Raw genomic sequence first — 25,981 nt, 5'->3', positions numbered from 1 at the left:
CCGTGGCCGACTGACTGGAGAATTTTCATGAGACCGTTTTGGCTGGAGCAGGCTTTGCAACTCGATTCGTCGGAACTGTGCCCGCCGCTGCAAGGCGACGTGCGCACCGATGTGTGCATTGTCGGTGGCGGTTACACCGGTTTGTGGACAGCGATCATGCTCAAGCAGCAGAACCCCGAACTCGATGTGTTGCTGATCGAGGCCGACATCTGCGGTGCCGGCGCCAGTGGGCGCAATGGCGGTTGTGCGCTGTCGTGGTCGGCGAAGTATTTCACCCTCGAGCGGCTGTTCGGCGTTGAAGAAGCGGTGCGGCTGGTCAAGGAATCCGAACGCAGCATCCACGCCATCGGCGAGTTCTGCGAGCAGTACGGCGTCGACGCCGATTACCGGCTCGACGGCACGCTTTACACCGCCACCAACCGTGCGCAATACGGCTCGACCGATGCGGTGATTGCCGCGCTTGAGCGCAACGGCATCAACTCGTTCACCCAACGTCCGGTCGCCGATGTTCAGCGCATGGCCGGTTCCGACAAGCATCTGGAAGGCTGGTTTTCGCCGGCGGCCGCCAGTGTGCAGCCGGGCAAACTGGTGCGCGGGCTGCGGCGAGTCGCATTGCAACTGGGCGTAAAAATTCACGAGAACACAGCGATGACCGGATTGGAGGAAGGGCGTCCGGCGCGTCTCCAGACGGCGAGCGGCACTGTGGTTGCCGACCGCGTGGTGCTGGCGATGAATGCCTGGATGGCCCGTGCTTTTCCGCAGTTTGAGCGCAGCGTGGCGATTGTCTCCAGCGACATGCTGATCACCGAGCCGCGTCCGGAACTGTTGCAGGAAATCGGCCTGACCAGCGGCGTGACCGTGCTCGATTCGCGGATTTTCGTGCACTACTACCACAACACCCCGGACGGCCGGATCATGCTCGGCAAGGGTGGTAATACCTTCGCTTACGGCGGGCGGATGCTGCCGGTGTTCGATCAGCCATCGCCTTACGCCGGGTTGCTCAAGCGCAGCCTCGACGACTTTTTTCCGGCCTTCGCCGATGTGAAAGTCGATGCAACCTGGAATGGCCCGTCGGATCGTTCAGTCACCGGCCTGCCGTTTTTCGGCCAGATGAGTGCCAGCGGCAATGTGTTTTACGGCTTCGGTTATTCCGGCAGCGGCGTCGGGCCGTGCCACATGGGTGGGCAGATTCTCGCCTCGCTGGTGCAAGGCCTCGACAACCCGTGGACTCGCTCGCCGCTGGTCAACGGGCCGCTGGGTTACTTTCCGCCGGAACCGATCCGCTATCTCGGTTCGCTGATGGTGCGCAACGCCATTCGCCGCAAGGAGCGCGCCGAAGATCACGGGCGGCGACCTCGGCACCTCGACGTGCGTCTGGCGAAATTCGCTGCTGCCGCCGGCAAGGCCGACAAGGGTTGAGCGTCAGGACGAAGGCGGGGTGCGGTTGAGCAGCCAGTCGAGTAACAGGCCGTCATCGTGCGGTTTCGGTTTTTTGCGCGCCGGGCGAGGCTGGCTGGCGTCCAGGCACAGAATCGGTCGATCCGGGTCGCTGTCGAGAAAACTCACCCACACCTCGCTGCCGGCGCGCGGCAACGCTTCCCTGGCGATCCGGCCGCCCGCACCGACCATGGCAATCGCCAGCCATAACCCTTCACTGTCGGCGTTCTGTTCCAGCGCCGGCCATAACCGGACGGCGATGCGGCCCAAATCGTCCAGTTGCGGCGGTTGCCCGGGCGGGCCCAGCACTTGCGCCGGGTGATAGCCCGGAATGCTCGGGCGTGGTTGTCGCAGCGGTGGGCGAAACTCGGTCGACCAGGGCTGCGCAGTGAAGTCATTGTGGTAACGGCGGGGCGTGGACATCGGGTCGAGAATCGACGGCTGCTGTCCCTGATGGCGCAATTCGGTGATCAGCCACTGCTCGTTGAAAGCGCTCACCGGATGATCCGTGACCTGCAACAGATGACCACTGAGCAATTGCATGCAATCGCTGCGACCCTGAATGCAACGGTACTGACAGCGCTGGCGTTCCAGCTGTCGACGGCTGCGTTGATCGGCGTGGCGTTGCCCGGATGGCGGGAATCCTCGCAGAGGTATGACGCCTGTCACCGCGTGATTGGCCGCTTCATCGTCGAAGCTCGATTGCCCGCGCTCACGGATGGTGGGTGCCAGCTGCGCCGTGACGGCGTCGTGACGCAGGAACAGCGTGCTGACGGCGGGGGATCTTGCCTCGCTCTCTGGGCTGAAGGGCACGGGTATCGGAGGCTGGGGCAGGTTCAGGCTGTCATCGGCGAACACCACGACATGGCCATCCGGGCGGTGCTCGAAGTGATAGTGGATGCCTTCCTCCTCACACAGTCGGTGCAACAGTGCCAGGTCCGACTCGTCGTACTGGATGCAGAACGGGCGTGGCGGATAGTGCCCCACCGTCAGGTCGAGCCGGAAACCGTTCGCGGGCAGGCGATGTTCGGTGAGCAGTTGCTCGATAATCTCCGGCACGCTCAATCGGGTAAATACCCGACGCCTGGGTTGTTGCTCCAGCCTCTGCAAGTGCGGCACCAGCACAACGCTGTAACCGATTCGATGGGCGCCGCGATGTTCGCAACTAGCGCTGTGAAGGGTGCCGTGAAGGCCATGATCGTCACTCAACTGCAAGAAGGCAGACCGATGCAGCAGAGTGGCGGGGGGCAGGGCCGGAGCCAGGCCAACGACTTCTATCTCGAAACGATAGGGCCGGTTCAGTGCTTCATGGCCGCTGAAACGCAGTACCGGCAGGCACAGGCCTCCCTCGATGAGGGTCAGCGTGAAGGGACTTTCCTTGTCATTGAGCATTCGGACGGGCTCTGTCGGGTCATACGGGCCACAGAGGGTACGAAACCGCAGTGCGAAATGGTCATGACAAACCGGTTTTTCAGAGTCGCCCTACAAGGTGTGTAGAAGATGTCGACACGCGACGGAATTTTTGGTCGATTGCCGACTTTAGGCCGTATAAACTTGGCGCCACGCGTCGGCCAATAGATGTCTCGGCGCCACAGATCAAGAGAGTGAGTAATGGGCGCACAGTGGAAGGTTAAACACAAAGAAGCGGCAGCCAACGCCAAGGGCAAGATCTTCGGCAAACTGGTGAAGGAAATCACCATTGCTGCCCGCAACGGTGCCGATACCGCCACCAACGCACATCTGCGTCTGGTGGTCGAACAGGCCAAGAAAGCTTCGATGCCCAAGGAAACCCTGGATCGCGCCATCAAGAAAGGTGCGGGCCTGCTGGGTGAGACCGTTCAGTACCATCGCGTGACTTACGAAGGTTTCGCTCCGCACCAGGTTCCGTTGATCGTCGAGTGCGTCACCGACAACATCAACCGCACCGTGGCGGAAATCCGCGTGGCGTTCCGCAAGGGCCAGTTGGGCGCTTCCGGTTCTGTAGCGTGGGACTTCAACCACGTCGGCATGATCGAAGCCTCGCCGGACACTCCGGACGCCGATCCGGAAATGGCCGCGATCGAAGCCGGTGCCCAGGATTTCGAGCCGGGCGAAGAGGGCGCGACCCTGTTCCTGACCGACCCGACCGACCTGGACTCGGTGCAGAAAGCCCTTCCGGAGCAAGGCTTCACCGTGCTGTCGGCCAAGCTGGGTTACCAGCCGAAGAACCCGGTCAGCGGCCTGAGCGACGAGCAGATGGCTGAAGTCGAAGCGTTCCTCGAAGGCCTCGACAACCACGACGACGTGCAGGACATGTTTGTCGGTCTGGCGGGCTGATCCGCAGCGTCAATGATGCCGCCATCGCGAGTTCGCTCGCGATGGCGGTGTAGCGGCTACAACGCTTCCAGCTGCTGTACAACCTCGCTGAACCCCGGCCGCGCCAGTACATCCGGCTGACAGCAGCGCTGCTCCAGCGCCTCCAGCAGCTCACGCCGATCCGCACTCAGACCGGATTCGATGCGCTCCAGCAATTCCCCCAGCAAAATGCCGAACGCCCGCACTTCGATGCGTTGCAGCGCTCGGGTTTCCGGGTTGTCCGTGGTGGCATGGAACGACGCCGCGCCAAAGTCCCCCAACAGGCAGTCGCCCTGATCGTTCAACAAGATGTTGTGCCCGTAGAGGTCGCCATGGGTGATGCCTTGTTCATGTAAATGCTCGGCGACCGATGCAATCCCCTTGGCGATGCGCAACGCGACGTCGGCACTGAAACGGCAATCCTCGGTATAGATATCCCGCGAGCAGGACGCCAGGCTCGGCAACGCGGCAAGGTTGCGGTAGCTCGGATCGATCAATTGCATCACCAAACCTTGCTGGCCATCGGGGTGATTGCCGATGCGGCCCTCGACCCGGATCAGGTTCGGGTGCAGCCCGGCGGTGATGCAGGCATTCATCTCGTGCAACGGCGAGCCGTCGCTGGTCATTTCGCCCTTGTAGAGCTTCACCGCCACCGAGCGCTCCGGTAGGCCGTCCGGCTGCCACACCGCCCGGGAAATCACCCCGGACGCACCTTCGCCCAGCCGTTGCTCCAGACGCAGGCTCGACCAGTCGATCAGCGGCGTGGCTTCCAGTGCGGCGGCGTCGGCTTCGGTTTCCAGCGGATTCCCGGCGTAGGCCAGCCACGTCAGGCTCGGCAGGGTCAGCAGCCACTGCGGTAATTCCGTCAGCTGGTTGGCGGCGATGCGGATCAGCTCCAGTCGATGGCACTGGCTCAACGATGGCGGCAGCGCGCGCAGACGATTGCCGGCGAGCATGAGCTTTTGCAGGCGCGGGCGTTCGCCCAGTTCAACAGGCAGAGCTTCAATAAGGTTGTCGGTCAGAATCAGCCAGCGCAAACGCGGAGGCAGAGCGGTGCCGGAGACCTGGACAATCCGGTTGGCCTTGAAGCCGATCATTGTCAGTGCCTGGCACTGGCCCATGCATTCAGGCAGTTCGGTGAACTGGTTATCGGAGCAGAACAGCACGCGCAGATGGCGCAGGCGATGCAAGTCGTCCGGCAGGCTGCTCAGCGCGTTGCCGCTGAGATTGAGCACCTCCAGCGTGTCGGCCAGGTCGAAGATCTCGGGTGGGAACTCGGTCAAGCCTTCGACCAGGTCCAGCCGGGTGATGCCCGACAGTTCGCCGGCGCGCAATTGAGCAAGGGTGTGCATGTAAAAAGGTCGCTATCGAGAGGGCGCCGTGACGCCGGGAATGGGCGGCATGATAACGGCAAATCAGGCTGGTTCACGCACTTCCGGTAATTGCCCCAGCCGGCTGCGGGTGCGGGCCAGGTCAATCGCGTTGCCGGCCAGGCTTTCGTGCAGAGGCAGTCGTCCGAGCAGCGTCAGGTGTTTGTCCTGATCGTAGAGCACGTCGATCAGGTTGATGAAGCGCTGCTGGACGGCAATCGAGCATTCGTCCAGTTCCGGCAGTTCATCGATGATCCACTGGTCGAAGCGCCGGCACAGTTCCAGATAATCCATCACGGCCGTGGGTTGCTCGCACAGATCGTTGAAGGTAAAGGCAACGCGGCGGCCTGTGCACAGACGCGCCTGTAAAACCCGATTGCCGACCGTTAACGGCTGCGGCGCGGTATCCCGTGGCGGCAAGTCCAGCGCCAGACGTTGTGCCGGCGTGGCCGGCCAAACGTAATGGCCCTGGGTGAACAGCTGATGCGCGTGGTTGCGCGCCTGGCTGCGGTAGTCGTGGGGGCCGCCGACTTCCATGACCTGCATGCGGGCATTGATCAGGTCGATCACCGGTTTGAACCGAGCGTGATACAGCGGGTTGGGTAACAGTCCTTCCGGCGGATAGTTGGAGGTCACCAACAGCAGGATCCCGCGCTGGAACAGGGCTTTGTACAAGCGGGTGATGAGCATCGCGTCACCGATGTCATGCACATGGAACTCGTCGAAGCACAGCACGCGGCAGTCCTGCAGCAACTCGTCGAGGGTGGTGCCGAGGGCGTCGTCCTGCTCGCGATGGCGGAACATGCCCTGGTGCAGGCGGGCGAAAAACTCATGAAAGTGCAGGCGTTGTTTCTGCTGGATCGGCAACGCCTGGAAAAAACCGTCGAGCAACCAGCTCTTGCCGCGCCCGACGGCACCGAACAAGTAAAGACTGGGTGGGGTTTGCGCCGAAGGGCCGAACAACAGGCCGGCTTGCTGCGCCATGCAGTCGATCACCCGCTGCTGGCTGTGGCTGAGGGTATAGCCCTGGCCATGGGCCTTGTGCCGGAAATAATCGCGAATCGATTGGGCGCTGGCGCAATGGCCAGCACTGGCGAGGTTTCGTTTGCCGAACAAGCGGCGTAATCCTGAAAGGCGTTGTGACAGACGCGAACGTTCGGGCGGTCGGGCGGGCACGGTGTGGTCACTCCGTCATCGTCGGGCCGGCTCCCCCCGAGCGCGGCGGCGTAGTGTAACCAGACGGATAGTTTTCCTTCCACTGCGCTTTATCGGCCGGCGACTTTTTTGGACAGTATTCTGCGGCGCGTACAGGTTTTTTCAGCGTCCTGGCGTGCCGGATCGCCAATCTTTCGAAACAAATCACGCCCGATCAGTGGATCCAATCGACTGGCGCAATCGGCGTCCGTTGCTAACCTGAAACACTGTAACGACACAGGTGCTGTCGCCAACAAGGAACGGGCAGTGAATGCAGGGATGGTCTGGGCATTGCTGGGCGGGCTCGCAACAACGGTGCAGGCCGCCGATTTGCAGGTTGAGGTGCGCGTCGATGTGCAGCGCGGTTGCCAGTTGATCGGCCAGCAGCGCGAAGCCGGTATCGAGCAACTGGGTGTGCTCGACTTCGGCAGCACGGCGCGCCTTGACGATCCGGCAGGGCCGCTCGGGGCGGCGCTGATCAATTCGCGATTGCCGCGCCTGGAATGCAACCCGGACACGCCGTATCAACTGCGCGTCGATGGCGGCCTGCACGGCGGGACGGGCGAAGTGCGCTACATGGCAGGCGAGGCGGGTGGCAAAGCCATTCCTTACCGCTTGTATCAGGACGCCGCGCGGCGAGTGCCGCTGGTGGTGGACGTGCCGGTCAGCGGGCGAGTGCCGGACAGCGGTTCGGTTGAGTTGCCGCTTTACGGGCGGATCGAGCGGATGGCCGAAGTTCCGCGTGTCAGCCGGTATTCGGATCTGGTCAAGGTAACGGTCACCTGGTGATCGAACGGGATGCAACAGGAAATCGACGTTCAATGACGAACGCAGAGGTCGAGTGATGCTGAAGGATCAGAGGGAGTAGGGACGCAATGACAGGCAAGCACTGGCTGGTAGTCGCCACAGGCGCATTGCTGTTGCTCACGGAGGACGCGCAAGCGGCCATCAACGGGCAGATTCATGCGCGGCTGATTCTGATCGCCGGTTGCGAGGTGACCAATACATCCAGCCCCGCCAACCCGGTGGGCGATTTCGGCAAACTCGATTTCGGCCAGCAGGGCCCGACCTGGAATGCTCCCATCAAGGCCAGCCTGGCCAACGACAGCAGCGGCAGGCTCAACGTGGCCTGCAATCCCTCGGTGACCGGTTTCACCGTGACCATCGACGGTGGCGCCCATGGCGACGGCAGCACCCGCCGCTTGAGCAACGGTCGCCAGACCATCCCCTATCAACTGTTTCTCGATGCCTCGGGCAGCCAGAGCTATAGCATCGGCCAACAACACAATTTCGCTGTCACCAGCGGCGCGCAGATACCCATCCCGGTATTTGGCTCGGTGGTGGCGAACACCCGTGCGGTTCCGGCTGGTGTCTATACCGACACCCTGACGGTGACGCTCGATTGGTAAACCGTAGAGGAAGGACACCATGCGTACGATTGCATCAAGGATAGGTTTGTCGTTGTTCGGCCTGACGCTGGCCACAAGCGTCAACGCCGCGACCACGGTCACCGGCCAGATCACCTCCAGCCTGATCCTGACCAGCAGTTGCCAGGTCAATGGTTCCGGCGGTTCCACAGGCCTGAACTTCGGTGCCTTGAGCTTCGGCACGGCCAACAGTCTGTTCACTACGGCCGCCGGGCAAGTGCTGGGCGGTGGTGGCGGGGCATTGTCGATTCTCTGCTCCAGCGGCACCACGCCGACGGTCAAGGTGCGCGCCGGGGCCAATGACGGCAAGTCCCCGGGTGGCACCCGCGCCCTGTACGACGGTGTCGCCAACTACGTGCCTTACGACCTGTACACCGATGCCGGGCACTCGCAATTGCTGGCCATCGACGGCGTGATCAACCTCGCCGCCAGCACCGGTGTGGCGCAGACCGTGAACATCTACGGTCAGGCGGTGGGCAAGGCCGGGCTGCCGGCGGGCACTTACACCGACACCATTTCCGTTGAACTGACGTTCTAGTGCCATGGGCCGGCATGGCTGTGCGGCGCTGCTGGTGCTATGCGCGGGGGCGGTGCCGTTGCCGCTGGCGGCGGTGACCAGCCAGAGCTTTCAGGTCAGCGCGACGATCACACCGGGATGCCTGGTGGTAGGGGGCGTGTCGAACTATGGCGGGCTGAATTTCGGCACGCGTTCGGCGCTGGCCACCGGCACGGTACAGGTGGCACTGACCGGTGGTGTGCAACTGCAATGCACGCCGGGGGTGACGCTGAACATGACGGTCGATGGCGGCCAGTACAACAGCGGCGGACGACGAATGCAGATCAGTGGCGGCAGCGCGAAAGTGGCGTATGCGCTGTTTCGCGACGCGGCTTACAGCCAGAGTCTGGGCATTGGGCAGAGCGTGGCGGTGGCCTATAGCGATGCGAACAACATCAGCCTGCCGATCTACGGTCAGGTGCAATTGCCGGGCAATCAGCCTGGGGGGACATACAGCGACGTGCTGCAAGTGCAGCTGTCGTGGTGATGAAAGGCACAAGGAGCGGGTTTATGGGGTTTATCACGTCACGGCCATGGCACGTGCGTTGCGCGATGTTGATGTGGTTTTTGTTTGCAACGATCAAGGTGCAGGCGGCCAGTTCGGTGCTGATCTGGCCGATCGATCCGGTGCTCGAAGCCGACCAGCAGGCCAGCGCGTTGTGGCTGGAAAATCGTGGCAGCGAAACGGCCAACCTGCAGATCCGTGTGTTCGGCTGGAGCCAGAACGGTTTTCAGGAGCAGTACCAGAACCAGCGCGACGTGATCGGCAGTCCGCCGGTGGCGAAGATCGAGCCCGGTCAGAAACAACTGGTTCGTCTGACACGAACCAAAGAAGTCCCACCCGGCCAGGAACTGGCCTACCGGATCATCATCGACGAAATACCCTCGGCCCAACCTCCCGCCGCCGACGCCGGGAAAACCGCCGCCGCGATCCGTTTCCAGATGCGCTATTCGGTGCCGCTGTTTGCCTACGGTGCGGGGTTGTGGAGCAAGGAAGACACGACCCGTCAGCGTGACCCCAAAGGTATCGGCCTGCCGCAATTGAGCTGGCGCACGGTGGCGGTGGATGGCCGGCCTTATGTGGAAGTACGCAATCAGGGCGCGGTGCATGCACGCCTGACCGATGTTGCGCTCAAGCAAGGCGGGCAGAGCAAACCGCTGGCGGAAGGCTTGTTGGGTTATGTCTTGCCCGGCGCGGTGATGCGCTGGCCGGCACCGGGACCTGTGGCAGGGGAACTGGCCGGACGGATCAATGGCGCATCACAGGTGCAGAGCATCGCTCCAGCGAAGTAGGGATTGCGGCCTGCGGGCCGGGTAGTGCGGGGCCGTCAGGCAAGCGATTAGTCTGCGGGCAACAGCGGTTTCAGGAGGAACCAGTCCATTGACGGACGAAACACGCTAATGAGTCCGGGATGGGCTCGCCGTATTCGGCGTCCGTTGTGGCTTGTCACCGGCGCGTGTTGCCTGATGTTCATTCATCCATCCGGGGCCGGCGAACTGCCGCCGCCTCCCAGCGGCATGGAGGCCGTCAGCGATGCTCAGTTGTTTCTGGAACTGGTGGTCAACCAGATGAATACCGGTCGGGTGGTGGCGGTGGAGCAGCGCGGCGGGCGGTTGTTCCTGCCGGCCAGTGTGTTGCGCGACACCGGCATGAGTCTGCCCGAGAGTGCGGGCGCCGAAGTCGATCTCGACGGTTTGCCGGGGCTGCACAGCGACTACGACAGTGTCAGTCAGCGGCTGATGCTCGACGTACCGCCGGACTGGCTACCGGAACAATTTATCGGCAACCGTCAGGTCTATCCGCGAACCCCGGCGCTGAGCAGTTTCGGCGCACTGTTCAACTATGACCTGTACCTCAACGACACCGATGACGCCGGGACTTATCTGGCGGCATGGAACGAGGTGCGGGTGTTCGACAGTTGGGGCACGCTGTCCAATACCGGGCAGTACCGGCGCACCTTGTCGGGGGATTCGGTCAGTACGCTGAACAACGGTTATCTGCGCTACGACACCACCTGGCGCTTCTCCGATGATGAACGGATGCTGACCTACGAGGCGGGGGACGTGGTCAGCGGAGCCCTGCCGTGGAGCAGTTCGGTGCGTCTGGGTGGTGTGCAGTTCTCCCGGGATTTTGCGGTGCGCCCGGACCTGGTGACTTATCCGTTGCCGCAGTTCGCCGGGGAAGCAGCGGTGCCGTCCTCGGTGGACCTGTTCATCAACGGCTACAAGTCCAGCAGCACCGATTTGCAGCCTGGGCCGTACACGCTGACCAATATCCCGTTTATCAACGGCGCAGGTGAAGCCGTGGTGGTGACCACCGATGCGCTGGGTCGGCAGGTATCGACCACCGTGCCGTTCTATGTCACCAGCAGCCTGTTGCAAAAGGGCTTGAGCGATTTCTCGGTCAGCGCCGGTACGTTGCGCCGCGATTACGGACTGAAGGATTTCAGCTACGGACCGGGCGTGACGTCCGGCAGTCTGCGTTATGGCGTCAGCGACAGCTTCACGCTGGAAAGCCACGTTGAAGCGGCCGACTCACTGACCCTCGGCGGGCTCGGCGGCAATCTGCGGCTGGGCAATTTCGGGGTGCTCAACAGTGCGATCAGCCAGAGCCATTTCGACGGTGACGGTGGTCAGCAACTCAGTCTCGGTTATCAGTACAGCGCCCAGCGCTTCAGTTTTTCCTGGCAACGGTTGCAGCGTCGCGACCAGTACGCCGACCTCACGGTGGTCGACAGTCCTTACACCAGCCTCAGCAAACGCAGCGAACAGGCGACCCTGAGCCTCAACCTTGAGCGGTGGGGCAGTCTGGGTGTCGGTTATTTCGATATCCGAGCAGCGGACGAAACCCGCACGCGGTTGCTCAACCTGAGCTGGAGCAAGCCGTTATGGCACAACAGCAGTTTCTACCTGTCGGCCAACCGCGAAATCGGCGATGCCAACTGGGCGGTGCAGGCGCAACTGGTAATTCCGTTCGACCTGCGCGGCAGCCTGGCCCTCAGCAGCGAGCGCAGCAAGACCGGGCAGACTCAACAACGCGTCAACTACAGCCGCGCCGTACCGTCCGAGGGCGGGGTGGGCTTCAACCTCGGTTATGCCAACGGCGACGGGCCTGATTACCGTCAGGCTGACGTGACCTGGCGTCTGCAATCGGTGCAGTTGCAGGCTGGGGTCTACGGCACTTCGGATGCCGAAACCCGTTGGGCCGATGCCAGCGGTTCACTGGTGTGGATGGATCATCAAGTGTTCGCGGCCAACCGCATCGACGATGCATTTGTGGTGGTCAGCACCGATGGTTACGCGGATGTTCCGGTGCGTTACGAGAACCAGCAGGTCGGCCAGACCGACCGTAACGGCCATTTACTGGTGCCATGGAGCAGCGCTTATTACCGCGGCAAATACGAAATCGATCCGTTGAACCTGCCGGCCAACGTGCGCAGTCCGAATGTCGAACAGCGGATTGCCGTGCGCCGTGGCAGCGGCTATCTGCTGGAGTTTCCGCTGAGCCGGGTGATTGCCGCGAGCATCGTGCTGGTGGATGCGCAGCAACAGGAATTGCCGCTGGGCAGTGGCGTACTGCATGAGGAGAGTGGCGCGCGCACGGTGGTGGGCTGGGACGGGCTGGTCTATCTGGAAAACCTGCAGGCACAGAATTCGCTGAGGGTGACCCTGGCGGATGGCAAGACCTGCCGGGCGCAGTTCAATGTGGATCTGCAACAGGATCAGATCCCGCTGATCGGGCCGTTGGTGTGCCAATGACGTGGGCACGACTTTGCCTGTGGCTGGCGCTGATGACGCCGGGGGCAGCGCAAGCGCTGTGTTCCGTGGTCACCACCACGCCGGCGGCGTTCGGCACGATCAGTTCCATTGCGGTTCGCACCACGTCGCAACCCAGTTCCACATTGAACGGCGGTTTGAGCTGTACGGGTTCGCTGTTGTCACTGCTGACCAATAACGATCATTTCTGGGCCACCGTGACGTCGACCCAAAGTGGTTTGCTCGGGCCTACCGGCGATGTCGTCAGTTACACGATCTACGCCAACAACAGCACCAGTTATCCGCTGACGCGCGGCACCGCCTATGACTTCGCCCGTAACGGCATCATCGATGCGCTGGGATTGTTGGGCGGTACGGTGCCGAAAACCGTGCCGCTGTACTTCGGTACCACGATCGGCAGCAATGTGGCGGCCGGTGTCTACACCGAAACCCTGAGCATTTTCTGGAACTGGAACTACTGCTCGGGGATTGGCATTGGTGCAGTCTGTCTGGGACGCGATATCGGTAGCGGCACCACGACGCTGACGGTGAACCTGACCGTGGCCAACGATTGCACCATCACCGCGCCCAACATCGCCTTCGGCAGCGCCCCGGTGATCAGCGCGTTTACTCCGGTAACCGGGCAGACCATCAACCTGGCCTGCACCAAGGGCAGCGCTTACACCGTGGGTTTGAACGACGGACAGAACGCGGTCAGCGTCGGCGGTCGACGACGAATGATTTCCGGCAGCAATTACCTGGCCTACGACATCTTCAAAAGCGCCGGCACCACCCGCTGGGGTAGTGTCGGCGCGGCGCGACGGGCCAGTAGCGACGCCGAGGTCAATCCCGGCAATGGTCTGGGCACCGGTAGCCAGATCTTCAACTACAACGCGAAGATCTACACCGACCAGACTACCCCGCCCGCGGGCACCTATCTGGACAATGTGGTGCTGGATGTCGGCTTCTGAGCCGATCAGAAGCGCACGGTCTGCTTGAGCAACTGCCCCGCCGGGGTGTCGGTCGGGCTGACCATCGCGTAGTTGTAACCCTCGCCGGACCAGTATTCCGCCCGCAGATCCCCGTCGAGACGGCTACCGCGTGGCAAAAAGGTGTTTTTCGGCCCCGGTGGGCGCACGTAGAAACTCACTTTGTGCCCGGTGCGATCCTCATACATTACCATCGCCGCCGGGCCTTCTTCGGTGCTCAGCAGGCGACCGCTGACTGGCCGAAAACCGGCCGCCGTCAGGTCCGGCAGACGATTGGCCTGAGTGAAATAGCGGTCGAGCCAGCGCTGCATGTCACCTTCATCGCCGACCTTGTAGTCCGCCGGCAGGATCCCTTGCTGGGCGATCAAACGGTACGCCTGCAAGGCGTCGGTCATGGGTGCAGCCGTGCGTATAAAGGTCATTTCCCGGGCTTGCCAGCCACTGACACCGCCGATGCTGACCGCTATCAGCAACACAGCTGCGCTGGCCCATTGGCGACGTGATCGATGCTTGAGCCGCTGACGGATCAGTGCCGGATCAAGGTCCGGGTTGGCCGGTTGTTGCAGAGTACCTCCGAGAGCGGCGCGCAGGTGCTGGGCGTCCTGCTGCCAGGCGCGGATCAACGCGGCGTCGTCGGGGTGGCTGGCCAGCCAGTTTTCCAGCACACGCCGGTCGGCGTCGCTGAGCTGGTGGTCGATGTACGCGTGCAAGTCACGCTCGCTGGGGGGCAGGCTGATCATTTGAGTATCCGCAAGGAAGGGCTGCTGATTTCGCCGTCGCTGAGCTGGCGCAAAGCCTGGCGGGCGCGGGACAGGCGCGACATCACGGTGCCGGTGGGGACGTCGAGAATCTCGGCGACCTCCTTATAGGTCAAGCCTTCCACCGACACCATCAGCAGCAGGGCGCGTTGTTCGGTGGGCAGACGATCGAAGGCTTGCAGAGTCGATTGGGCAATCACGGTGCGCTCTACCGAGGGTTCGGCGTCATCGCGGCCGGTGAAGAATTCGAGCATCCGCGCGTAGCGCCGAGAGCGTCGGTGTGCATCGAGGAACTGGCGATACAGGATCGAAAACAGCCACGCGCGCAGATCGCCCTCGGCGCGTTTGTCGCCCCAACCGGACAGGGCTCGCTCCAGGCTGGCCTGAACCAGGTCGTCAGCGCTGCTGCTATTGCGCGTCAACGACACGGCAAAGCGCCGCAATCTGGGAATGATTTCTCTCAGTTGTTCGTCGAATTCGCTCATGAAGTTCTGCTAGTCACTACGCTGTGGACTAGGAAGACGCCCGGCATTCGAGGTTATTCCACGCTCGGAGAAATAAATACCGGGACGTGGAATAAATCCTGATGGCGTGCGTCTTGCTGATTCTTCCTACTTGTGGCCGATGGCCCTGGAGTCTTTCATGGTTGATCGCAGCTCACCGCCCGGCGGGCCACAACGCCCGCCTTTGAGTGCCGCGAGCCTGGTGTTGCGTCTCGGCGGTATCGCCGTGGTGGTCGCAGCAGTGGCCGGGGCGTTTGCCTACGTTCATGGCTCGTTTGACCCACAACGCCTGACGCCCAAGGCGCTGGTCGATGTGCTGGAGAAGAACAACGGCGTGCATCCGGGGTTTCGTCGCAATCACGCCAAGGGCGTGTGTGTGATCGGGCATTTCGAGAGCAACGGTGAAGCGCGGTCGTATTCTGTCGCGCAGGTGTTCAACGAGCCGCGCACACCAGTGGTCGGACGATTTGCGTTGCCGGCGGGCAGTCCTTATGCACCGGACAGCGCCGTACCGATTCGCAGCCTGGCGCTGCGTTTCACTCAGGCCAACGGCCAGCAGTGGCGCACCGGGATGAACAGCATGCCGGTGTTCCCGGTCGGTACGCCCGAGGCGTTTTATCAGTTGCAGCAGGCGCAATCGCCGGATCCGGCGACGGGCAAGCCGGATCCGACCAAGGTCCCGGCGTTCTTTGCCTCGCACCCGGAAGCCGTACCGTTCCTGACCTGGATAAAGAGCGCCAAACCTTCGGCCAGCTATGTCACGGAAACCTACAACAGCGTCAACGCGTTCTATCTGGTCGATGCCAGCGGCAAGAAGCAGGCCGTGCGCTGGAGCATGACGCCATTGGCGCAGGATCCCGCTGGGGCCACGGTCCCGGAAGGCAGTGATTTTCTGGAAAAGGATCTTGTGCAACACCTGGCCGAAGGACCGCTGCGCTTTCAATTGAACATCACCTTGGCCAATGCCGACGATCCGGTGAACGACGCGAGCAAGGCCTGGCCTGCGGGTCGCAAAGTACTGAACGCCGGCACCTTGGTGCTGGAAAAGACGCAGCCGCAACTCAGTGGCGAATGCCGCGACATCAATTACGACCCACTGGTCCTGCCCGCCGGGATTGAAGGTTCCGACGACCCTCTGCTCGCCGCTCGTTCAGCCGGTTACGCCGATTCCTACCTGCGTCGCACCAGCGAAGTCAGCCAATTGCCCACTGGCAAACAGGAGGCACGCCCATGAGAACGCCACCTACGCATTTCAATCCGCTGGCGCGATTGCTGCACTGGTTGATGGCGCTGATGATCATCGCGATGCTGTTTATCGGGGCCGGCATGGTGACCTCGGTGTCGGCGCGCCATGAATGGCTCATCAACCTGCACAAACCGCTGGGTATCGCGATCCTGTTGCTGGTGATCGTGCGCATTTTGGTACGACTGGGTACGCGTCAGCCGCCGCTACCGGAGGATCTGCCGGGCTGGCAGGTAATGGCAGCCAAGGCGTCGCACCTGTTGCTGTACGCATTGATGCTGGTGTTGCCGCTGCTGGGGTGGGCGATGATCAGTGCGGCGGGGGATCCGGTGATGCTTGGCCACTCGCTGCAATTGCCGTCGATCGTGCCGGCGGATGCACAGGTGTTCGCGCTGTTGCGCAAGGCACATGGTTATCTGGCGTATCTGTTGTTTCTGACGGTGTTGCTGCACCTGGCGGCGGCGCTGTTCCATGGTTGGGTGCGCCGCGACGAGGTGCTAGACAGCATGTTGCGGGGACGCAATCGCAACTGACTGCAGACGTTAATCCGACGTGGCGAGGGAGCAGGTCTGCTCGCCACGTTTTTGCGGTGCCTGGGTTCGCCACCAGTACAACAATGCGACCATGTTGATCCCGGCACCCAGCCCGCAGACTCCCGCCCATCCTGCCCAGGCGTACATCGCGGTCGACGCGATGGAGCCCACGGCGCTACCTATCGAGTAAAACAGCATGTAGCCGGCGGTCAGTCGGCTCTGTGCCTGCGGGCGGACGCTGTAGATCATGCTCTGGCTCGTGACGTGCACGGCCTGCAAGCCCAGGTCCAGGGTGATTACGCCGAGCAGCAGCGCCCACAACGAAGATTGGGTGAAGGCAATCGGCAGCCATGAGCCGAGCATCAGCAGTAAGGACAGGCCGCTGACCCATTGCCCGAATCCTCTATCCGCCAAGTGACCGGCTCTGGCGGCTGCGAGTGCGCCAGCCGCGCCGGCCAGTCCGAACAATCCGATTTCACTGTGGGAAAGCGACAGTGGCGGGGCGGCGAGTGGTAGCACCATCGGCGTCCACAGGACCATGGCACTGGCGAAGGTCAGGAGGGCCAGAATCGCCCGTTGTCGCAGCACTGGCTCTTCTTGGAATAACCGGAACACCGAGGCGATCAGCGCTGTATAGGATGTTGCCTGTTGTGGGTTTTCATCCTTGGGCAGTACGCGGAACAATAGTAAAGCCATGACCAGTGTCAGCCCTGCAGAAAGCAGATAAATCGCCCGCCAACTGGCCAGGTCTGCCATCCCGCCGGCCACGGTGCGCGCGAGCAAAATGCCGACCACGATGCCGCTGGTGATCACGCCGACGACGCGTCCGCGTTGCGCCGGGATGGCCAGGGTGGCGGCGTAGGCCACTAGCACCTGTGTGACGACGGCGAGCAAACCGGTCAGGGTCATGCCGATCAGCAGCCCGGCGCTGTTGGTTGCCAGTGCGATCATCAGCAATGCTGCTGCGGACAATAGCGTCTGGGTGACAATCAAGCGCCGACGGTTGAGCAGATCGCCCAGTGGCACGAGCAATACGAGCCCGACGCCATAGCCCACCTGGGTCAGCGTGATGACGATGCCGATGCTCGCGGGCGACAGGTTGAAGGCTTCCGCCATGGCATCCAGCAATGGCTGGGCGTAATAAACGTTGCCGACTGCCAGACCGCAGGCAATGGCGAACAGCAACACCACGCCGCTACCGAGTGTTTGAGATTTCATGTCCCGATTCCATTTCAGGTTTTAAATTAAAACTGGATTGACGGTAAGTAATCCGGTTTTGTTTTGCAACCTGATTGGGTGAAAGTGCAGCGCAAAAAAAAAGATCGCAGACAGGCTGCGATCTTTCATGTGGCGAAAAACAGGGGGATCAACGCAGGGTGTCGACCATGTCGGCGATGGTAGCCAGCACGTCTTTGCCCAGTTGTTTCGAGCGTTGGCCCGACCAGCCGGTGAGCGGGTTCGGCGCATCGTCGTGATCCTTGAACGGCATTTCCAGGGTCAACGACAGGCAGTCGAATTTCTGACCGACGCTGTTGCAGGCCAGGGTCATGTTGGCCTGACCCGGTTCGTCGCGGGTGTAGCCGTACTTGGTCTGGAAATCTTTGGTGGTGTGTTTCAAGTGGCTGCGGAAGTGTTCTTCAAGTTTCTCGATCCGCGGGGTATAGCCCGGATTGCCTTCGCCGCCGGCAGTGAACACATGGGGAATTTCTTCGTCGCCGTGTACGTCGAGGAACAGATCGACGCCGTACTTTTCCATCTGCTGCTGTACGAAAAGGACTTCAGGGCTGACTTCCTGACTGGCGTTCTGCCAGGCGCGGTTCAGGTCCTGGCCCATGGCGTTGGTGCGCAGATGGCCGTGGAAGGCGCCGTCCGGGTTCATGTTCGGCACCAGGTACAGATCGGCGCTGGCCAGCAGTTTGTTCAACACTGGGTCGTTGTGATGCTCCAGACGCTCGATCACGCCTTCCATGAACCACTCGGCCATGTGCTCGCCCGGGTGTTGCTGGGCGATGATCCAGATCTTGCGTTGGCCTTCAGCGCCAGTGCCTTTGCGCAGCAGCTGGATGTCGCGGCCTTCGACGCTCTTGCCGGTGGCCAGCAGTTCGGTGCCGGCCTTGGTCAGCGCTTGCTCGATCAGCCAGTCATGACGGCCACGGCTGTAGGGTTCGAAGTAGGCGAACCAGGCGTGGGTCTGCTCGGCTTCAAGACAGAAGCGCAGACTGTCGCCTTCGAATTGGGTTGGAATGCGGAACCAGTTGACGTGGTCGTAGGAAGCGACGGCCTGATAGCCGGTCCAGGCTTTGTTGTAGGAGGACTGGCTGGCGTTGACCAGGCGGAACCAGTGCTCCTGATGAACATGCAGGCCGCTGGCCTTGAAGTGGAACCACTGGAAGTGGGCGCTGCGGGTATCTGGCCGAATCGCCAGAACCGGGCTGAGCGGGTTGCTGATGTCGATGACTTGGATGTTGCCGCTGTCGAAGTTGGCGCTGATGTCGAACGAAGATTTGGCCACGGTCATAATCGGTTCCTGAATATGATTTTTATGGCGGCTACTTTACACGCAAGACAGAGGGGAAACCGAGGGAAATTGCGGGGTGCAGCGGGGGGCGTCCTCCATGACGCGGATGCAGCTTAGTAGCTGTGCGATTGATTCTCAAGTGCTAATTGGCATTACTTTTCCCCAATGCGGCTGGGGTTCGCTTGCCAAGCGATATTCTTTTGATATTATCCGCGCCATCGAATTTGCAGCACCTAAAGACTTCATTAGCCTGAAGCCACAAGCCAGAAAACTGGCAAAAAAAAGACCCGGCAAAAAGCCGGGTCAAAAACCGTGATTAGCCTGATGAGGAGATAGTCCAGAAGACCGACCTAAGGTCTCTGGTCCATCGACTGATCTCGCGACCAGCTGCTTGCAATAATAATCATTATCATTTGCAAGTCAAACGTTTTTATCTGCGCGATTGGAAAATTCTTTCCCGTCCGACTTCAGCGAACACCGCCATCAAGCGAGTGATCGACCATCGCTCGTGCCATGTCCACCATGTGCACGACCGAAAACGCCAAATCCCGACTGACGCCCTGCAAGCCGTCTGCTGCCTTGAACGCCGTGGCTGCTGCACATCGCAGCAGGTCGGAGGCGTGGACCAGGGATTCTTCGCCACTCAGGTTATTGTTCACGCCGAAAAAGCGTTCCTCCACTTCCGGTTCTGACACAGCTGGTTTCAAGTAATAATCCAATGCCCGTTGCGCAGCGGCGCACCCTTGGGGAGAGGTGAAGGTGGTATCCATTTGCAGGTCGGGCAGGTCTTTGCTGGTGATATTCATGGTGAAAGGTCACTCCTTGGTCGATTCAAATCCGTGAACCTAGGATAGTACTCGGAGTATTTGTGACCAGAATTTAAATACTACAATATGTGTTTTGATGGCCCGGGACGGGCACGTATGGTGCCGCACATGGATAAATGGATTGAGTTGGTCAAGGCCAAAATGAGTGAACTCAACGTCACTCAAGTCGAGCTCGGCGAGCGCGTCGGCATGTCTCAGGGCGGTATCGGCCATTGGCTGAACAAGCGTCGTGAGCCCGGTATCACGCAGATGAACCGCGTGCTGAAAGCGCTGGGCATGGAGTTTCTCGAAGTCGCGGTAGTGATCCGCGAACCGCAAGTCGACAAGGACGACGAAATGCCTCTGGCGCAGAAGTACAACCCTTACTTCCGCTATCCGGTCAGCGACTGGAATGTGCCGATCGAGGCCCGTGAAAGCCAACCGGCGTATTCGAGCGGCAAGGACAAGCGACGTTTCGAACTGACGGATTACCATGCCCGAGGCCAGGCATTCTGGCTCACGGTGGTAGGCAACTCGATGACCGCGCCCACCGGGCAGAGCATTGGCGAGGGCATGCTGATCCTGGTGGATCCGGCGGTAGAGGCGGAGCCCGGCAAACTGGTGATCGCCCAGTGGCAGGACAGTGACGAGGCGATTTTTCGCAAGTTGATCGAAGAGGGCGGCCAGCGTTACCTGATGCCGCTCAATCCGACCTGGCCGAAAGCCTTGTTTACCGACGAGTGCCGAATTATCGGTGTCGTGGTTCAGGCATCGGCCAAGTACTAGTCAGATCGATCCTCGCCAGGCGTAGGATCGATCCACCTCTCAAGCCTCTTCCAGCTCGACCAGCGCGCTGCCTTCGCTGACCATTTCGCCTTCCTGGCAATACAGCGCCTTGATCACACCGGCATGGGGTGCGCGGATGCTGTGCTCCATCTTCATCGCTTCCAGCACCACCAGTTGCGCACCAGCTTCAACAGCTTGCCCGACCTCCACCAGCACCCGCACGATGCTGCCGTTCATCGGCGCCGTCAGACCGCCCTGATGACTGTGGCTGGCTTCGACAGCGCTGATCGGGTCGTACGTTTCAATGCGTCGCAGCTCGCCGTCCCATTGCAGATACAGAACCTCTCCACGACGAATTGTCCGCAGCTGTCGGCGCAAACCATCACGCTCGATCACCAGTTGCTCGCCGATCAGTTTTGCATTGCCGCCAGCACCGAGCGTGAGCGCCCGATCCTGCCCCTCGCAACTCAAATGCAAAGTGATTTCGCGTGGCAGGCCAGCACGCAAACCGCTGTGAAGCGCCCAAGGCGAAGCCGGGTCATCCGCCCGAGTCGCCCCAGGCAAACTTTGCGCAAAAGCCTGCGCCGCCGCATCCCAGAACTCACCGCTCAGCGCAGCAGGCGCAGGCAGCAACTGCTCCTGATAGCGCGGAATGAACCCGGTATCCAGCTCCGCCGCCGCGAACGCCGGATGACCAATGATCCGCCGCAGGAAGTTGATGTTGGTCTTCAACCCGCCAATCGCGAACTCATCAAGCATGCTCAGCAGCCGCAATCGCGCTTGTTCACGATCCTCGCCCCATGCGATCAGCTTGCCGAGCATCGGGTCATAGAACGGCGAAATCTCATCGCCTTCCTCAACGCCACTGTCCACACGGCGCCCCGACCCTTCGGCGGATTCGCGATACAGATCCAGACGTCCGGTCGCCGGCAGGAAATCATTCGACGGATCTTCCGCATACAACCGAACCTCAATCGCATGCCCGTTCAGCGGCACCTGATCCTGAGTGATCGGCAGCGCTTCGCCACGGGCGACGCGAATCTGCCAGGCCACCAGGTCGAGCCCGGTGATGGCTTCAGTGACCGGGTGCTCGACTTGCAGCCGCGTGTTCATCTCCATGAAGAAAAACTCGCCGCGAGCGTCCAGCAGAAACTCCACCGTGCCGGCGCCTACGTAACCGATGGCCTGCGCCGAACGCACCGCCGCTTCGCCCATCGCCCGACGCAGCTCCGGACTGAGACCCGGTGCCGGTGCTTCTTCGACGACTTTCTGGTGCCGGCGCTGGATCGAGCAGTCGCGCTCGTTCAGATACAAGCAGTTGCCATGCTGGTCAGCAAACACCTGAATTTCCACATGACGTGGCTTGATCAGGTATTTCTCCACCAGCATCCGCGAATCGCCGAACGACGACAGCGCTTCACGCTGAGCCGAAGCTAGTGCCTCAGCCAGTTGGCTGACGTCTTCAACGACCTTCATGCCTTTACCGCCACCGCCGGCAGTAGCCTTGAGCAGCACCGGATAGCCGATGCGCTCGCAAGCATCACGGAAGGTCTCCAGATCCTGTGCTTCGCCGTGATAGCCTGGCACCAGCGGCACGCCGGCGGTTTCCATCAAGGCTTTGGCGGCGGACTTGCTGCCCATCGCATCGATTGCCGAAGCAGGCGGGCCGAGGAAGATTAGGCCGGCTGCTTCGATGGCGCGGGCAAACCCGGCGTTTTCCGAAAGAAAGCCATACCCCGGATGAATCGCCTGAGCGCCGCTGGCCTTGGCCGCTGCGATCAGTTTGTCGATTTGCAGGTAACTGTCGGCCGCTTTGCTGCCGCCCAGGTCGACACGGATATCCGCTTCACGGCTGTGCCGCGCTTCACGGTCGGTGGCGCTGTGCACGGCCACGGTGGTCAGGCCCAGCGCCTTGGCGGTGCGCATCACCCGGCAAGCGATTTCGCCACGGTTGGCCACCAGCAGGGTGGTGAGAACAGGTGCGCTCATCAACGCGGCTCCTTGGTGGTGGTTGCGGCTTGCCAGCTCGGCGGACGCTTCTGCAGAAAGGCCCGCAAGCCTTCCTGACCTTCCGGGCTGACGCGGATGCGGGCGATGGCGTTTTCGGTGTAGCGGCGCAGGGCCGGCGTCAGCGCGCCATTGCCGACTTCACGCAGCAGATCCTTGCTGGCGCGCATGGCGGCGGGGCTGTTGAGCAGCAGGTTGTCGATCCATTGCTCGACTTTCTCTTCGAGCTCGGTCGCCGGATAGCTCTCGGACAACAAACCGATTTCCCGCGCCCGCTGCCCACCAAAACGCTCGGCCGTCAGCGCATAACGCCGCGCCGCACGCTCGCCGATGGCTTGCACCACGAACGGGCTGATCACCGCCGGCGCCAGACCGATTCGCACTTCCGACAGACAAAATTGCGCGTCATCGGCGCCAATCGCCATGTCGCAGCAACTGATCAGACCCAGTGCGCCGCCGAACGCCGCGCCCTGCACCACGGCCACGGTCGGGATCTTCAGCTTGGCGAGGTTGTACATCAACTCCGCCAGTTCTCGGGCGTCGTCGAGGTTAGTGTGGTAATCGAGTTCGGCCGATTGCTGCATCCAGGCCAGATCCGCGCCGGCGCTGAAGTGTTTGCCGCGTCCGCGCACCAGCAGAAAACGCAGGCTGGCGTCGCTGGCGACCTTGTCCAGCGCCAGGATCAGTTCGCGGATCATCTCGGCGTTGAACGCGTTGTTCTTTTCTTCGCGGCTGAGCCACAGGGTCGCGAAACCCCGTGGATCGCTTTGCAATTCGAGGGTGTTGAAGTCGCTCATGAGGTTCTCCCGATCACATCCGGAACACGCCGAAGCGGCTCGGTTCGATAGGCGCGTTCAACGACGCGGACAAGGCCAAGGCCAGTACATCGCGGGTCTGCGCCGGGTCGATGACGCCGTCGTCCCACAGCCGTGCGCTGGAGTAGTAGGGGTGACCCTGCTCTTCGTACTGGTCGAGAATCGGTTGCTTGATCTCGCTTTCCTGCTCGGCGCTGAACGCCTGGCCACTGCGTTCGGCCTGCTCGCGCTTGACCTGAACCAGCACGCCGGCCGCCTGTTCGGCGCCCATCACGCCGATCCGCGCGTTCGGCCACATCCACAGGAAACGTGGATCGTAGGCCCGCCCGCACATGCCGTAGTTACCGGCGCCGAAGCTGCCGCCGATGATCACGGTGAATTTCGGCACTTTGGCGCACGCCACGGCGGTCACCAGTTTCGCGCCGTGCTTGGCGATGCCGCCGGCCTCATATTTCTGGCCGACCATGAAGCCGGTGATGTTCTGCAGGAACAACAGCGGAATGCCGCGCTGGCAGGCCAGTTCGATGAAGTGCGCGCCTTTTTGCGCGGCTTCGGCGAACAGGATGCCATTGTTGGCGAGGATCGCGATCGGGTAGCCGTGCAGATGGGCGAAACCGCACACCAGCGTGGTGCCGAACAAGGCTTTGAATTCATCGAACACCGAACCGTCGACCAGTCGCGCAATCACTTCGCGCACATCGAACGGTTGCTTGGCGTCCGCCGACACCACGCCGTACAACTCGTCGCTGGCGTACAGCGGTGCAATCGGCGTGCGCTGCTGCACGTCGCCGAGCTTGCGCCAGTTGAGATTGGCGACGCTGCGGCGGGCGAGGGCGAGGGCGTGCTCGTCGCTTTCGGCGTAATGGTCGGCGACCCCGGAAATCTTGCAATGCACATCGGCCCCGCCGAGGTCTTCGGCGCTGACCACTTCACCGGTCGCGGCTTTCACCAAGGGCGGGCCGGCGAGGAAAATCGTCGCCTGATTGCGCACCATGATCGCTTCGTCAGCCATCGCCGGCACGTAGGCGCCGCCGGCGGTGCACGAGCCCATGACCACGGCAATCTGCGGAATGCCCAGGGCGCTCATGTTGGCCTGGTTGAAGAAGATCCGGCCGAAGTGCTCGCGATCCGGGAACACTTCGTCCTGACGCGGCAGGTTGGCGCCACCCGAGTCCACCAGATAAATGCACGGCAAGCGGTTTTGCTGGGCGATGGTCTGGGCGCGCAGGTGTTTCTTCACGGTCAGCGGGTAATACGAGCCACCTTTCACGGTCGCGTCGTTGGCGACGATCATGCACTCGACGCCTTCCACGCGGCCGATCCCGGCAATCACGCCTGCGGCGGGCACGTCTTCGCCATAAACGGAGTGGGCGGCCAGTTGACTGATTTCCAGAAACGGCGAACCCGGATCGAGCAAGCGGTTGATGCGCTCACGGGGCAGCAGTTTGCCGCGCGAGGTGTGCCGTTCCTGAGCTTTCGCGCCGCCGCCCTGAGCCACTTGTGCGAGCAGGGTGTGCAGGGCGTCGACTTGTTCGAGCATCGCCGCGCTGTTGGCGGCGAACTCCGCTGAACGAGGGTTGAGCTGGGTATGCAGGATAGCCATGGACAGCTCCGTTTAGCGGGTTTCGTTGAACAGTTCGCGACCGATCAGCATGCGACGGATCTCACTGGTACCGGCGCCGATTTCGTACAGCTTGGCGTCACGCAGCAGACGACCGGCCGGGAATTCATTGATGTAGCCGTTGCCGCCGAGAATCTGGATCGCATCGAGGGCCATTTGCGTGGCGCGTTCGGCGGTGTAGAGGATCACGCCGGCGGCGTCCTTGCGCGTGGTCTCGTTGCGCTCGCAGGCCTGGGCCACGGCGTAGAGGTAGGCGCGGCTGGCGTTGAGCTGGGTGTACATGTCGGCGACTTTGCCCTGGATCAGCTGGAATTCGCCGATGCTCTGGCCAAACTGTTTGCGGTCGTGGATGTATGGCACGATCAAATCCATGCACGACTGCATGATCCCGGTCGGGCCACCGGACAGCACGACGCGCTCGTAATCGAGGCCACTCATCAGCACTTTCACGCCGCCGTTGAGCACGCCGAGGATGTTCTCTTCCGGCACTTCGACGTCATCGAAGAACAGTTCGCAAGTGTTGGAACCGCGCATGCCGAGCTTGTCGAACTTGTTGCTGCGGCTGAAGCCTTTCCAGTCGCGCTCGACGATGAACGCGGTGATGCCGTGGGGGCCTTTTTCCAGGTCGGTCTTGGCGTAGATCACGTAAGTGTTGGCGTCGGGGCCGTTGGTGATCCAGGTCTTGCTGCCGTTGAGCACGAAACGGTCGCCGCGTTTATCGGCGCGCAGTTTCATCGAGACCACGTCGGAACCGGCGTTCGGCTCACTCATCGCGAGGGCGCCGACGTGTTCGCCGCTGATCAGCTTCGGCAGGTATTTGGTTTTCTGTTCGTGATTGCCGTTGCGGTTGATTTGGTTCACGCAGAGGTTGGAGTGGGCGCCGTAGGACAACGCCACGGAAGCGGAGCCACGGCTGATTTCTTCCATCGCCACCACATGCGCCAGGTAACCCAGGCCAGCACCGCCGTACTCTTCCGGCACGGTGATGCCGAGCAGGCCCATATCGCCGAACTTGCGCCACAGATCGGCGGGGAACAGGTTGTCGCTGTCGATCTGCGCGGCGCGCGGGGCGATCTCCTTGGCGACAAAGGACTGAACCTGATCGCGCAACATGTCGATGGTTTCACCGAGGGCAAAGTTCAGGGATGGGTAGCTCATGGGTCACCTTTTGGCTTTTTTGTAGGGTGGGGAGAAGGGCGTTTCAGTTCTCACCTTTACGTTAACGTAAGCCTGTGACGAATGGCTGTCAATCACCCTTTACGTTAACGTCAACTTGAGCGAGAGTAGGGCCAGTTCTGAACGGTCGGAGCTGTCATCGCTCCGGTCCA

At 61.7% G+C, this 25,981-nt stretch carries 25 protein-coding genes; 13 read left to right on the top strand and 12 right to left on the bottom strand.

Annotation, left to right across the window (positions count from 1 at the left end; genetic code table 11):
* Positions 1-21: 21 nt before the first annotated feature.
* Positions 22-1,419: an FAD-dependent oxidoreductase gene (locus JJN09_RS09485; RefSeq protein ID WP_249490786.1), complete on the top strand. Its 1,398-nt coding sequence runs from the start codon at positions 22-24 to the stop codon at positions 1,417-1,419.
* Positions 1,420-1,422: 3 nt separating this feature from the next.
* Here JJN09_RS09485 and JJN09_RS09480 read toward each other — a convergent pair whose 3' ends face one another.
* Positions 1,423-2,829 carry a type VI secretion system Vgr family protein gene (locus tag JJN09_RS09480; protein WP_249487029.1) on the bottom strand — a complete coding sequence of 469 codons (1,407 nt, stop codon included), beginning with the start codon at positions 2,827-2,829 and terminating at the stop codon, positions 1,423-1,425.
* Between the two features lie 219 nt (positions 2,830-3,048).
* Between JJN09_RS09480 and JJN09_RS09475 the strand changes: the two genes are divergently transcribed.
* Positions 3,049-3,753 carry a YebC/PmpR family DNA-binding transcriptional regulator gene (locus tag JJN09_RS09475; protein ID WP_007951538.1) on the top strand — a complete coding sequence of 235 codons (705 nt, stop codon included), beginning with the start codon at positions 3,049-3,051 and terminating at the stop codon, positions 3,751-3,753.
* Between the two features lie 56 nt (positions 3,754-3,809).
* Here JJN09_RS09475 and JJN09_RS09470 read toward each other — a convergent pair whose 3' ends face one another.
* Positions 3,810-5,123 (bottom strand): protein kinase, encoded by a 1,314-nt coding sequence (locus JJN09_RS09470; protein ID WP_249487028.1) that lies wholly within the window; start codon positions 5,121-5,123, stop codon positions 3,810-3,812.
* 63 nt (positions 5,124-5,186) lie between these two features.
* On the bottom strand, positions 5,187-6,317 hold the full coding sequence (gene zapE, locus JJN09_RS09465; protein WP_249487026.1) for a cell division protein ZapE: 1,131 nt from the start codon (positions 6,315-6,317) through the stop codon (positions 5,187-5,189).
* Positions 6,318-6,614: 297 nt separating this feature from the next.
* On the opposite strand from zapE, the gene JJN09_RS09460 reads away from it, so the two are divergent.
* The 7 genes from JJN09_RS09460 to JJN09_RS09430 all read left to right on the top strand — a co-directional run bounded on the left by JJN09_RS09460 (position 6,615) and on the right by JJN09_RS09430 (position 13,045).
* On the top strand, positions 6,615-7,124 hold the full coding sequence (locus JJN09_RS09460; protein ID WP_249490785.1) for a spore coat U domain-containing protein: 510 nt from the start codon (positions 6,615-6,617) through the stop codon (positions 7,122-7,124).
* An 86-nt stretch (positions 7,125-7,210) separates the two neighbouring features.
* Positions 7,211-7,744, top strand: coding sequence for a spore coat U domain-containing protein (locus tag JJN09_RS09455; protein WP_249487024.1), 534 nt, complete (start codon positions 7,211-7,213; stop codon positions 7,742-7,744).
* Positions 7,745-7,763: 19 nt separating this feature from the next.
* Positions 7,764-8,300 carry a spore coat protein U domain-containing protein gene (locus JJN09_RS09450; protein WP_249487022.1) on the top strand — a complete coding sequence of 179 codons (537 nt, stop codon included), beginning with the start codon at positions 7,764-7,766 and terminating at the stop codon, positions 8,298-8,300.
* Positions 8,301-8,304: 4 nt separating this feature from the next.
* Complete coding sequence (locus JJN09_RS09445) at positions 8,305-8,805, top strand: spore coat U domain-containing protein (RefSeq protein ID WP_249487020.1); 501 nt, start codon at positions 8,305-8,307, stop codon at positions 8,803-8,805.
* 65 nt (positions 8,806-8,870) lie between these two features.
* Positions 8,871-9,611 (top strand): molecular chaperone, encoded by a 741-nt coding sequence (locus JJN09_RS09440; protein ID WP_249490784.1) that lies wholly within the window; start codon positions 8,871-8,873, stop codon positions 9,609-9,611.
* Between the two features lie 108 nt (positions 9,612-9,719).
* Complete coding sequence (locus JJN09_RS09435) at positions 9,720-12,077, top strand: fimbria/pilus outer membrane usher protein (protein ID WP_249487018.1); 2,358 nt, start codon at positions 9,720-9,722, stop codon at positions 12,075-12,077.
* Entirely contained in the window at positions 12,074-13,045 is a 972-nt protein-coding gene (locus JJN09_RS09430; protein ID WP_249487016.1) for a spore coat U domain-containing protein, read from the top strand. Before JJN09_RS09435 ends, JJN09_RS09430 begins: the two co-directional genes overlap by 4 nt.
* A 5-nt stretch (positions 13,046-13,050) precedes the next feature.
* Here JJN09_RS09430 and JJN09_RS09425 read toward each other — a convergent pair whose 3' ends face one another.
* Positions 13,051-13,803 carry an anti-sigma factor gene (locus tag JJN09_RS09425; RefSeq protein ID WP_249487014.1) on the bottom strand — a complete coding sequence of 251 codons (753 nt, stop codon included), beginning with the start codon at positions 13,801-13,803 and terminating at the stop codon, positions 13,051-13,053.
* The gene (locus JJN09_RS09420) at positions 13,800-14,306 is read right to left on the bottom strand and encodes an RNA polymerase sigma factor (protein ID WP_249487012.1); all 507 of its coding nucleotides are present in this window, start codon (positions 14,304-14,306) and stop codon (positions 13,800-13,802) included. Before JJN09_RS09420 ends, JJN09_RS09425 begins: the two co-directional genes overlap by 4 nt.
* A 157-nt stretch (positions 14,307-14,463) precedes the next feature.
* Here JJN09_RS09420 and JJN09_RS09415 point away from each other — a divergent pair, with 157 nt between their 5' ends.
* On the top strand, positions 14,464-15,558 hold the full coding sequence (locus tag JJN09_RS09415) for a catalase family peroxidase (protein ID WP_249487011.1): 1,095 nt from the start codon (positions 14,464-14,466) through the stop codon (positions 15,556-15,558).
* Positions 15,555-16,100 carry a cytochrome b gene (locus tag JJN09_RS09410; protein WP_249487010.1) on the top strand — a complete coding sequence of 182 codons (546 nt, stop codon included), beginning with the start codon at positions 15,555-15,557 and terminating at the stop codon, positions 16,098-16,100. Before JJN09_RS09415 ends, JJN09_RS09410 begins: the two co-directional genes overlap by 4 nt.
* Before the next feature lie 9 nt (positions 16,101-16,109).
* Here the strand turns inward: JJN09_RS09410 and JJN09_RS09405 are convergent, their stop codons facing one another.
* Both JJN09_RS09405 and JJN09_RS09400 read right to left on the bottom strand, forming a co-directional pair.
* Positions 16,110-17,318, bottom strand: coding sequence for an MFS transporter (locus JJN09_RS09405; RefSeq protein WP_249487009.1), 1,209 nt, complete (start codon positions 17,316-17,318; stop codon positions 16,110-16,112).
* A 148-nt stretch (positions 17,319-17,466) separates the two neighbouring features.
* Entirely contained in the window at positions 17,467-18,618 is a 1,152-nt protein-coding gene (locus JJN09_RS09400; protein ID WP_249487007.1) for a M14-type cytosolic carboxypeptidase, read from the bottom strand.
* 97 nt (positions 18,619-18,715) lie between these two features.
* On the opposite strand from JJN09_RS09400, the gene JJN09_RS09395 reads away from it, so the two are divergent.
* On the top strand, positions 18,716-18,934 hold the full coding sequence (locus tag JJN09_RS09395; protein ID WP_249487006.1) for a hypothetical protein: 219 nt from the start codon (positions 18,716-18,718) through the stop codon (positions 18,932-18,934).
* A 151-nt stretch (positions 18,935-19,085) separates the two neighbouring features.
* On the opposite strand, the gene JJN09_RS09390 is transcribed toward JJN09_RS09395, so the two are convergent.
* Positions 19,086-19,424 (bottom strand): DUF3077 domain-containing protein, encoded by a 339-nt coding sequence (locus JJN09_RS09390; RefSeq protein ID WP_085732186.1) that lies wholly within the window; start codon positions 19,422-19,424, stop codon positions 19,086-19,088.
* Positions 19,425-19,553: 129 nt separating this feature from the next.
* On the opposite strand from JJN09_RS09390, the gene JJN09_RS09385 reads away from it, so the two are divergent.
* Complete coding sequence (locus JJN09_RS09385; RefSeq protein WP_249487005.1) at positions 19,554-20,210, top strand: LexA family transcriptional regulator; 657 nt, start codon at positions 19,554-19,556, stop codon at positions 20,208-20,210.
* A 39-nt stretch (positions 20,211-20,249) separates the two neighbouring features.
* On the opposite strand, the gene JJN09_RS09380 is transcribed toward JJN09_RS09385, so the two are convergent.
* Genes JJN09_RS09380 through JJN09_RS09365 form a run of 4 tightly spaced genes read right to left on the bottom strand, consistent with a single transcriptional unit; the run spans position 20,250 to position 25,811 of the window.
* Positions 20,250-22,199 carry an acetyl/propionyl/methylcrotonyl-CoA carboxylase subunit alpha gene (locus JJN09_RS09380; protein WP_249487004.1) on the bottom strand — a complete coding sequence of 650 codons (1,950 nt, stop codon included), beginning with the start codon at positions 22,197-22,199 and terminating at the stop codon, positions 20,250-20,252.
* Entirely contained in the window at positions 22,199-23,014 is an 816-nt protein-coding gene (locus JJN09_RS09375) for a gamma-carboxygeranoyl-CoA hydratase (protein ID WP_249487002.1), read from the bottom strand. Before JJN09_RS09375 ends, JJN09_RS09380 begins: the two co-directional genes overlap by 1 nt.
* A 13-nt stretch (positions 23,015-23,027) precedes the next feature.
* A complete protein-coding gene (locus JJN09_RS09370; protein ID WP_249487000.1) occupies positions 23,028-24,635 on the bottom strand; it encodes a carboxyl transferase domain-containing protein in 1,608 nt (535 codons plus the stop codon).
* A 12-nt stretch (positions 24,636-24,647) separates the two neighbouring features.
* Positions 24,648-25,811: an isovaleryl-CoA dehydrogenase gene (locus JJN09_RS09365; RefSeq protein WP_064597789.1), complete on the bottom strand. Its 1,164-nt coding sequence runs from the start codon at positions 25,809-25,811 to the stop codon at positions 24,648-24,650.
* Positions 25,812-25,981: the final 170 nt, after the last annotated feature.

This window comes from Pseudomonas sp. HS6, assembly GCF_023375815.1.
In the GTDB taxonomy this organism is placed as follows: domain Bacteria; phylum Pseudomonadota; class Gammaproteobacteria; order Pseudomonadales; family Pseudomonadaceae; genus Aquipseudomonas.
This window is presented reverse-complemented; position numbering and strand designations above follow the sequence as displayed.

Excerpts from the sequence above, each read along its gene's own strand:
- JJN09_RS09480 (WP_249487029.1), bottom strand. The coding sequence starts at position 2,829 with ATGCTCAATGACAAGGAAAGTCCCTTCACGCTGACCCTCATCGAGGGA.
- JJN09_RS09475 (WP_007951538.1), top strand. The coding sequence starts at position 3,049 with ATGGGCGCACAGTGGAAGGTTAAACACAAAGAAGCGGCAGCCAACGCC.
- JJN09_RS09470 (WP_249487028.1), bottom strand. The coding sequence starts at position 5,123 with ATGCACACCCTTGCTCAATTGCGCGCCGGCGAACTGTCGGGCATCACC.
- JJN09_RS09460 (WP_249490785.1), top strand. The coding sequence starts at position 6,615 with ATGGTCTGGGCATTGCTGGGCGGGCTCGCAACAACGGTGCAGGCCGCC.
- JJN09_RS09455 (WP_249487024.1), top strand. The coding sequence starts at position 7,211 with ATGACAGGCAAGCACTGGCTGGTAGTCGCCACAGGCGCATTGCTGTTG.
- JJN09_RS09450 (WP_249487022.1), top strand. The coding sequence starts at position 7,764 with ATGCGTACGATTGCATCAAGGATAGGTTTGTCGTTGTTCGGCCTGACG.
- JJN09_RS09445 (WP_249487020.1), top strand. The coding sequence starts at position 8,305 with ATGGGCCGGCATGGCTGTGCGGCGCTGCTGGTGCTATGCGCGGGGGCG.
- JJN09_RS09440 (WP_249490784.1), top strand. The coding sequence starts at position 8,871 with ATGTTGATGTGGTTTTTGTTTGCAACGATCAAGGTGCAGGCGGCCAGT.
- JJN09_RS09435 (WP_249487018.1), top strand. The coding sequence starts at position 9,720 with ATGAGTCCGGGATGGGCTCGCCGTATTCGGCGTCCGTTGTGGCTTGTC.
- JJN09_RS09430 (WP_249487016.1), top strand. The coding sequence starts at position 12,074 with ATGACGTGGGCACGACTTTGCCTGTGGCTGGCGCTGATGACGCCGGGG.
- JJN09_RS09425 (WP_249487014.1), bottom strand. The coding sequence starts at position 13,803 with ATGATCAGCCTGCCCCCCAGCGAGCGTGACTTGCACGCGTACATCGAC.
- JJN09_RS09420 (WP_249487012.1), bottom strand. The coding sequence starts at position 14,306 with ATGAGCGAATTCGACGAACAACTGAGAGAAATCATTCCCAGATTGCGG.
- JJN09_RS09415 (WP_249487011.1), top strand. The coding sequence starts at position 14,464 with ATGGTTGATCGCAGCTCACCGCCCGGCGGGCCACAACGCCCGCCTTTG.
- JJN09_RS09410 (WP_249487010.1), top strand. The coding sequence starts at position 15,555 with ATGAGAACGCCACCTACGCATTTCAATCCGCTGGCGCGATTGCTGCAC.
- JJN09_RS09405 (WP_249487009.1), bottom strand. The coding sequence starts at position 17,318 with ATGAAATCTCAAACACTCGGTAGCGGCGTGGTGTTGCTGTTCGCCATT.
- JJN09_RS09400 (WP_249487007.1), bottom strand. The coding sequence starts at position 18,618 with ATGACCGTGGCCAAATCTTCGTTCGACATCAGCGCCAACTTCGACAGC.
- JJN09_RS09395 (WP_249487006.1), top strand. The coding sequence starts at position 18,716 with ATGACGCGGATGCAGCTTAGTAGCTGTGCGATTGATTCTCAAGTGCTA.
- JJN09_RS09390 (WP_085732186.1), bottom strand. The coding sequence starts at position 19,424 with ATGAATATCACCAGCAAAGACCTGCCCGACCTGCAAATGGATACCACC.
- JJN09_RS09385 (WP_249487005.1), top strand. The coding sequence starts at position 19,554 with ATGGATAAATGGATTGAGTTGGTCAAGGCCAAAATGAGTGAACTCAAC.
- JJN09_RS09380 (WP_249487004.1), bottom strand. The coding sequence starts at position 22,199 with ATGAGCGCACCTGTTCTCACCACCCTGCTGGTGGCCAACCGTGGCGAA.
- JJN09_RS09375 (WP_249487002.1), bottom strand. The coding sequence starts at position 23,014 with ATGAGCGACTTCAACACCCTCGAATTGCAAAGCGATCCACGGGGTTTC.
- JJN09_RS09370 (WP_249487000.1), bottom strand. The coding sequence starts at position 24,635 with ATGGCTATCCTGCATACCCAGCTCAACCCTCGTTCAGCGGAGTTCGCC.
- JJN09_RS09365 (WP_064597789.1), bottom strand. The coding sequence starts at position 25,811 with ATGAGCTACCCATCCCTGAACTTTGCCCTCGGTGAAACCATCGACATG.